Annotated in this window: 5 protein-coding genes and 1 other RNA gene; 1 reads left to right on the top strand and 5 read right to left on the bottom strand. The window is 43.4% G+C overall.

The window, feature by feature from the left end; translation table 11 throughout:
* Positions 1 to 461, bottom strand: a 461-nt coding sequence (locus ACEW80_RS28240; protein WP_373529782.1) for a peptidogalycan biosysnthesis protein, incomplete at its 3' end; no start/stop codon positions are given.
* A gap of 89 nt (positions 462 to 550) precedes the next feature.
* Positions 551 to 1,306, bottom strand: coding sequence for a RibD family protein (locus tag ACEW80_RS28235; RefSeq protein ID WP_373529781.1), 756 nt, complete (start codon positions 1,304 to 1,306; stop codon positions 551 to 553).
* A gap of 295 nt (positions 1,307 to 1,601) precedes the next feature.
* Between ACEW80_RS28235 and ACEW80_RS28230 the strand changes: the two genes are divergently transcribed.
* A complete protein-coding gene (locus ACEW80_RS28230) occupies positions 1,602 to 3,722 on the top strand; it encodes an ATP-binding protein (RefSeq protein ID WP_373529780.1) in 2,121 nt (706 codons plus the stop codon).
* Between the two features lie 3 nt (positions 3,723 to 3,725).
* Here the strand turns inward: ACEW80_RS28230 and ACEW80_RS28225 are convergent, their stop codons facing one another.
* The 3 genes from ACEW80_RS28225 to rnpB form a co-directional block, all read right to left on the bottom strand.
* Positions 3,726 to 4,757 carry a Gfo/Idh/MocA family protein gene (locus ACEW80_RS28225; RefSeq protein WP_373529779.1) on the bottom strand — a complete coding sequence of 344 codons (1,032 nt, stop codon included), beginning with the start codon at positions 4,755 to 4,757 and terminating at the stop codon, positions 3,726 to 3,728.
* 80 nt (positions 4,758 to 4,837) lie between these two features.
* Positions 4,838 to 5,557, bottom strand: a complete 720-nt coding sequence (rnc, locus tag ACEW80_RS28220; protein WP_373529778.1) for a ribonuclease III — start codon at positions 5,555 to 5,557, stop codon at positions 4,838 to 4,840.
* Positions 5,558 to 6,071: 514 nt separating this feature from the next.
* Positions 6,072 to 6,499: RNase P RNA component class A (gene rnpB / locus ACEW80_RS28215), an RNA gene on the bottom strand.
* Between the last annotated feature and the right edge of the window lie 4 nt (positions 6,500 to 6,503).

The raw sequence follows: 6,503 nt of genomic DNA, 5'->3' as shown, positions 1-6,503 counted from the left end.
AGAAAATGACACCCAGAAATTCGATTTTTGGAGCAGAAAGCATCAATTTCATGCAGCATCATCGCTGTAATTTCATCTTCATCCTCTCCTGGGGCAATTAAGAACCGATAACCTTCAACCGGAGTAAATGGTGTCATTCCCAGCAATTTTGGGTAATATTGGACTCCGATGCGATCGGCTAACTCTGCCCATTGGTGATCAAAAACAAATTCACCAGAACTATGTCCTTTGAGATAAAGTGGCGCAGCAGCAATCAGCGTTCTATCTCGCCACACTGTCAAGTGATTTGGCAACCAACCAGTTTTAGCCGTAGTACTCTGGGAGGTTTCGAGATTGTTTAACCACTCCCATTCTAAAAACGGCGTTTTGAGTGGCATTGCCAAAGCATTCCAGGCATTTTGGGGTACTTCAGCGATTTTGTTCGTCCAAACGACAGAATAGCGAGGCTTAGGTTGTTCCACTTTTTAGGATATAGGGAGTAGGGAGTGGGAGATAAGAGAGACAAGGGAGACAAGGGGAATAATCAATGCCCCATGCCCAATAAATAACTTTACTTAGCGTAATCTAAGAATGCTGGTCGTTGCAGATGATAGTGCAGAAACACTTCTTGTTCAACTGTATGAACTTCTAGAAGTTGCAACTTGGGAGCTAAATCGGCTAAAAATCCTTTCCCTTCAACAGGTGTGGGTGCGGTATTACCACCTAAAATCAGCGGACAGACAGTCAGCCATAATTCATCAATTAAATCTAATTCCAGCAAGGAAGCGACTAATTCACCTCCACCCAACACCGCCAAGCGTGTTATATGTATATTGGCTAGATGCTTCAAAGCTGCGGGAATGTCAATTTCTCCCGTTGGTGTTTCAAAAACTAGAATCTGCTCAAATTTGGAAGGACACTCCTGTGCGGGAGTTCCTGCCGTTGAGGGAAGTGTCTGTAAGCGTCCTTTCCAGGAAAGTGCACCCGCAGTTGTCGTAAGTAGCCAGCGTCTAACTGGTTGCTTAAAAAAGTTAATTTCCGGATTGAGGTTTGCAGAATGTGTAACTACTATATGAATCGGCTGGGGAGGCTTACCTCCTTGGACTCGATGTTGTACTAAAGTTGGATCTGATACGGTAAGTGTTGTTCCATAAGCGCCCAGAGTACCAGCACCGAATAAAACGGCATCAGAGGCAGCAGTTTGTTTTTCTAAGTGTACTTTATCAACCCTTGAACCAAACCGAGCAGGCGATCGCTTAAAATCTGCTATCTTGCCATCTACACTCATTGCTAAAACAACTGTAGTATGAGGACGATGTTGCAACATTAAATTGATTTGATAGTTTTAATATTTTCTTAGAGGGTGTGTAGATTCTCACAAAAAATCTATGCTTGTAAGCTACTGGTTACCGATTTTATCACTGTATTTATATGCAACACAAATCACTTCTACATCTAGCATATATGAGTTTTGGTATAGCAGGTTTCTTTTTGAATTATCGCAATTTGTTATTTTTAAACATTGAAAATAAAGTTCTGATAACTTCATAAAATATCTCATCTAGCTAGTCTAATTGCATATCTTTGCTGTTGTGATTTGCAGATGTCAAGTGAGACACTCGATGACTAATTCCCGTCAATCATCCTTTCGTCGTATTTTAGTAACGAGAATATTGCTGCTGTTCGTTCCAGTTTTACTTGTAGGCGAGATTGTTGCCCTAAATAAGGCACGTTCTAGCATATTGAGAACTGCCCGTCAAAATTTAACAGAAAGCGCTATTAACAAAGGGGAGAGAACTGTAGATGCGATCGCTATCTTAAAAGCTAATTTGCTGAGTGTAAGCAAAACAACAGTGATTGCGTCGCCTATACGAGAGCAAGAAATTCTCACCCAGTTAAAGCAACAACTTCCAGCCAATATTGAGTGCATTCAATTAACGAATCTCCTAAACCAGAAGATAATTGCTAGTAGTTGTGGGGATCAAGCAATTGGAGAATTAAGATTACCTTTGCCTAGTGAAGGAATTGATGTCAAACCACTCATCCCGTCCAAGGCAGGAATAACTGGAAAAAGAAACACCCAAAATCAATTGCGATTAGTGTTATCTGCACCAGTTTTCGATAGCCGAAGAAATTTAGTTTACAGCTTAAGTATTCAGTCTGCATTGTCCCAAAAAACCAGCAATCCGCCGGGATCGCTTACAGGCGCTGTGGTAGTGATTACTGAAGATGGCACAATTTTGGCGCACCCATTCATAGACTGGGTGGGAACTAATATCAATCAGCACCGAAATGCTTCCCAACTCAAGAGCATAATTAAAAATGCAATTTCAGGACAAAACGATTCGATAAACTTGTCTTTTACACAGGGGAAAGAATTAATAGCTGGCTATACGGCTATTGCAAATCCGCTCACCCAACAGCAGCAGAAAAAATGGATAGTCTTAGCTGTTACTAGTGTCGATAATGCGCTTTTTGGTTTAGAGGAAATCAAATTAATCCTCATCGTTTTGACAGTTGGTTTGATTGGTGCAAGTTTGTCAGCGTCTCTATATCTAGCTCCTTACTTGGCACGTCCTGTAGAAGAATTGCGAGACTACGCTCTAAATATTCACTCTCACCACGCTGCACAACCAGTTCCGCACAATTTCCAAATCCGGGAATTCAATCAACTAGCTCAAGCACTAGACCAAATGGTAGAACGGCTGAAAGCTGGAGCAGAAGAATTGGAAATAGCTTGGAAAGAAGCCAAAACCGCTAACCAGATTAAAAGCCAGTTTTTGGCTACAACTTCCCATGAGTTGAGAAACCCATTAAATATTATTATTAACTGTATTCGCCTGGTTGAAGATGGTTTGTGCGATAACCGGGAAGAAGAAATGGAGTTTCTCAAACTCGCCGATGAAACAACGATTCACTTGCTAAGTATTATTAATGATTTACTCGACATTTCTAAAATCGAAGCAGGTAAGCTTTCAGTAATCACGACACCTATTGATCTCCGACAAATATTGTTAGAGGTGATTAATCTACAATCAGTTAATGTTCAGCAAAAAGGGTTGCAATTGAAATGTGAGTTAGATACTGAACCAATACCAATTAGTGCAGACGCGGTAAAATTGAAGCAGGTGCTGATTAATGTTATTGGCAACGCTACTAAGTTCACTGATGTAGGAAGCATCACCATTTCTACAGAAATTCAACTCAGTGATGGTAAATATCAGGTGGTGGTAGCAGTCAAAGATACAGGTATAGGCATTGATCCGGCTCAACAGCACAAACTATTTCGCCCTTTTGTGATGGTGAATGGCACAACCACGCGCCAGTTTGAAGGTACTGGACTGGGATTGGCGATTTCACGGAATTTAATCGAACTTATGGGAGGCAGCATTACTCTTGAGAGTGTGGGACTTCATCAAGGTACGACAGTGAAAATTATCATACCTTTGATTGATATCTCGCTGTTACCTGTTCTAAAGAAAGAAGGAAATGTCGGGGATCTGGGATTTTCTTCTGGGAATGAGGGGGTAAAGGTAAGCCGCTACCCTAGTTTACAAGAGTCTGCGGGAAGTCCCTCTTTGGGGATCAACAAATCTTTGAAAACAGGGATAGACAACGAGAAGTTGCCGAAGTCCCTGCTGCTACTTGGGAAGGAGACTTGCGAGATTCGTCTTTCGCCATTGCAAACTATCCTGGTAAGTCTTCCAAAAGGCGGAGTTTGTGCAAATGGGACTTTTAAGTAGTGGCTACACGTCAAGAAAAACAGGCTTGCCGCCTTGCTGAAGAGATAATGTTAAAGCAGCAAGAATTTCTACTAACTCAGTGCCTACCCAGCCAGACGAAACCTTTGAGGGAGTATTGTTAAGGACAGAAACAACAAAGCAGGAGCAAACCCGCCCCAATGGTTCCCCTGGTTCTAATTCCAGCACCTCTTGCCTTTGATTTACAGGAATAAATTGATTACCCTGCTGTTCAAACTCCCCATATAGCAAGGTTAGAGGTGACGATCGCAACATTTCATCAAAAATCAAGCTCCCAAGGCTGCCCACAATCCCTAGCCGTCGCTGTTTATCAGGATTCAGCCAGCACAGGTGAATATAAGCTTGAAAGCCATCTGGGTATGTTAGTGTCAGCCATACTAGGTCAGCCATTCCCCGTGTCTTTGCGTCTTCTCCCTGTAGCCACACCGTACCCGTTGCTTGTACTTTCACAGGGATTTGACCCAGCCAAGCGTTAAAGATAGCAATATCGTGAATGGCTAAATCCCACAGCGCATCAACATCTTGCCGCACAGGACCTAAATGGGTGCGCGTCGCGTAGCCATAGCGTAAATCACCTAATTTACCCGCTTGTACTACAGTTTTTCCTCGCTCAACTGCTGGGTGAAATAAATAAGTATGGTCAACCATCAGTATTAAATGATGCTGCTCTGCTAACTGGCAAAGTTCCCGACATTCTACTGGGTTGAGAGTTAGGGGTTTTTCTGCCAAAACATGATATCCCTGTTGGAGAGCGTCTTTAATTAAAGCATAGTGAGTGCTAGCTGGAGTTGCGATCGCCACCCCTGTCAACCCTGGCACTTTCTTTAAATCTTGGCACTGCGTTGTTAATACTACATTTTCATCTAAGTTAAACTGCTGCTTTACCACCGCTAATCGTTCTGGATGCGGGTCTACTACAGCAACTACATTTACTTGGGGATCTGCTAAGAAATTTCGCAGCAAATGCACTCCCCAACGCCCAATTCCGATGACAGCAATTTTAATTTGGTTTGTCATTAGTTATTTGTCATTTGTATAGAAAGAACGAGGGACAAATGACAATAAGCTGATTATCAGCTAATAACCATCTTTTCATCTCAGGGTTTTTCCTGATTATTAATTGCTAAAAAAGCTACCTTCGCGGCGGCTTGTTCAGCAGTTTTGATCGAGCGTCCTTTACCTTGACCAAGCTTGTTGTCGTGCAGCCAGACTTCAGCAACGAAACGTTCTTGAGTGCGGTGCGGTTGATTCGCTTCCACAACCCGATACTCTGGTAAAACTTTAAATTGTGCCTGAGTCCATTCTTGCAGAGCAGCTTTGTAATTAAGTCTAGCTGGATCGAGGCGAATTTCTGTGGTTAGTTGTTGAAAGTGGGGATCTAACCAAGAGCGGATTAGTTCCAGATTTTGAGTGCTTAAGTAAAGCGCACCGAGAACTGCTTCAAAAGCATCTGCCAGTCGTGACTCTTGACCAACTTTATCGGCGGTAGCACTGCCAGCGACTAGTAAGTATAACTCTAAACCATAAAATCTTGCCAATTGGGCGAGGATGCGATCGCTCACCAACACCGAGCGAATTGCTGCGAAATCCCCGACTGGACAATCGGGATAAGTTTCCCACAACAAAACAGCTGACACCAGGCGCACCACTGCATCGCCAACAAACTCCAACTGTTCATAATTTGCCGACTCAGAGACAGTGGGATGAGTTAGTGCTAAATCCAGCAATTCCCACTTTATTGGCGCTTCTAGCGATAGACCAAATTTTTGGATTAAACTTTCAAGTTGCCGCTGACGGCGTGGATAAGGAAGGGGCATTACATGAGAAAGAGAAGGGGGTACGGGGCACGGGGGAAGGCAACTAGCTATCTATTTTATTAAGACTTACGCAAACAATAGCCGAAACCCTTATTTTTGGGTAGGGGCAATTCATGAATTGTCCCTACCGCGTCTAGTTTTGCTTAAGTCCTATTTATATCTCTAATGGTCTTGGACTATTACTCTAACAACTTTTCGCTACTTGTCTCTATCTAGCTTCTCTTGAATAGCTTGGCGGCAAAACTCAGGAGGATCATTCTTAGCTTTTACCTCCTCCTTCATTTCCTTGGTGACACGCAAATGTAAATATTCGGTTAATGGTTCTTCTCTATTTGGACTCTATCGGGTTAAATGGCATCTGGATACAGCATTAGAGATACTAGGAATGCTTTAAATTATGAATTAGCGATGTCTACGACGAGCTTCTCTACGAGACGCTACGCGAACGCTTACCCACAGATTCCGTACAGATTTTAAGAAAAATGCGGTCTGAAACGACGGATTTTCGTTGATGGGGAGAGAGCAGGACATAAGCCGGGTTCTGTTCTCTTGCGAGGGCAGTTATCTATCTGGGACGCCTGTTACCAGACGCCTCTAGCGGCTCTCGTTGAGCGGAACTGGTAAAAGACCAACCATAGTTCCTATCGCCTTGCTCCCAACCGGGGTTTACCGAGCCAGCGCCTCTCGACGCTGCTGGTGCGCTCTTACCGCACCTTTGCACCCTTACCAAAGCAGTTGTGAGTGCTGAGTTCTGAGTACTGAGTTTTCTTTACTCAGCACTCAGCACTCTCTACTCAGCACTGATTTGGCGGTATCTTTCTGTGGCACTATCCTCACGATCGCTCGCACTGGACGTTATCCAGCAAGTTTGGTCTTTCGGGAGTCCGGACTTTCCTCAAACCAGTAACTATGACTGATCTGCAACTGCCTGCGTCTACTCTCTCCT

The organism is Nostoc sp. (assembly GCF_041747015.1).
In the GTDB taxonomy this organism is placed as follows: Bacteria; Cyanobacteriota; Cyanobacteriia; order Cyanobacteriales; family Nostocaceae; genus Nostoc.
This window is presented reverse-complemented; position numbering and strand designations above follow the sequence as displayed.

What these genes read in the sequence shown, in the direction of transcription:
- ACEW80_RS28235 (WP_373529781.1), bottom strand. Translation starts at nt 1,306, where the DNA reads ATGTTGCAACATCGTCCTCATACTACAGTTGTTTTAGCAATGAGTGTA.
- ACEW80_RS28230 (WP_373529780.1), top strand. Translation starts at nt 1,602, where the DNA reads ATGACTAATTCCCGTCAATCATCCTTTCGTCGTATTTTAGTAACGAGA.
- ACEW80_RS28225 (WP_373529779.1), bottom strand. Translation starts at nt 4,757, where the DNA reads ATGACAAACCAAATTAAAATTGCTGTCATCGGAATTGGGCGTTGGGGA.
- rnc (WP_373529778.1), bottom strand. Translation starts at nt 5,557, where the DNA reads ATGCCCCTTCCTTATCCACGCCGTCAGCGGCAACTTGAAAGTTTAATC.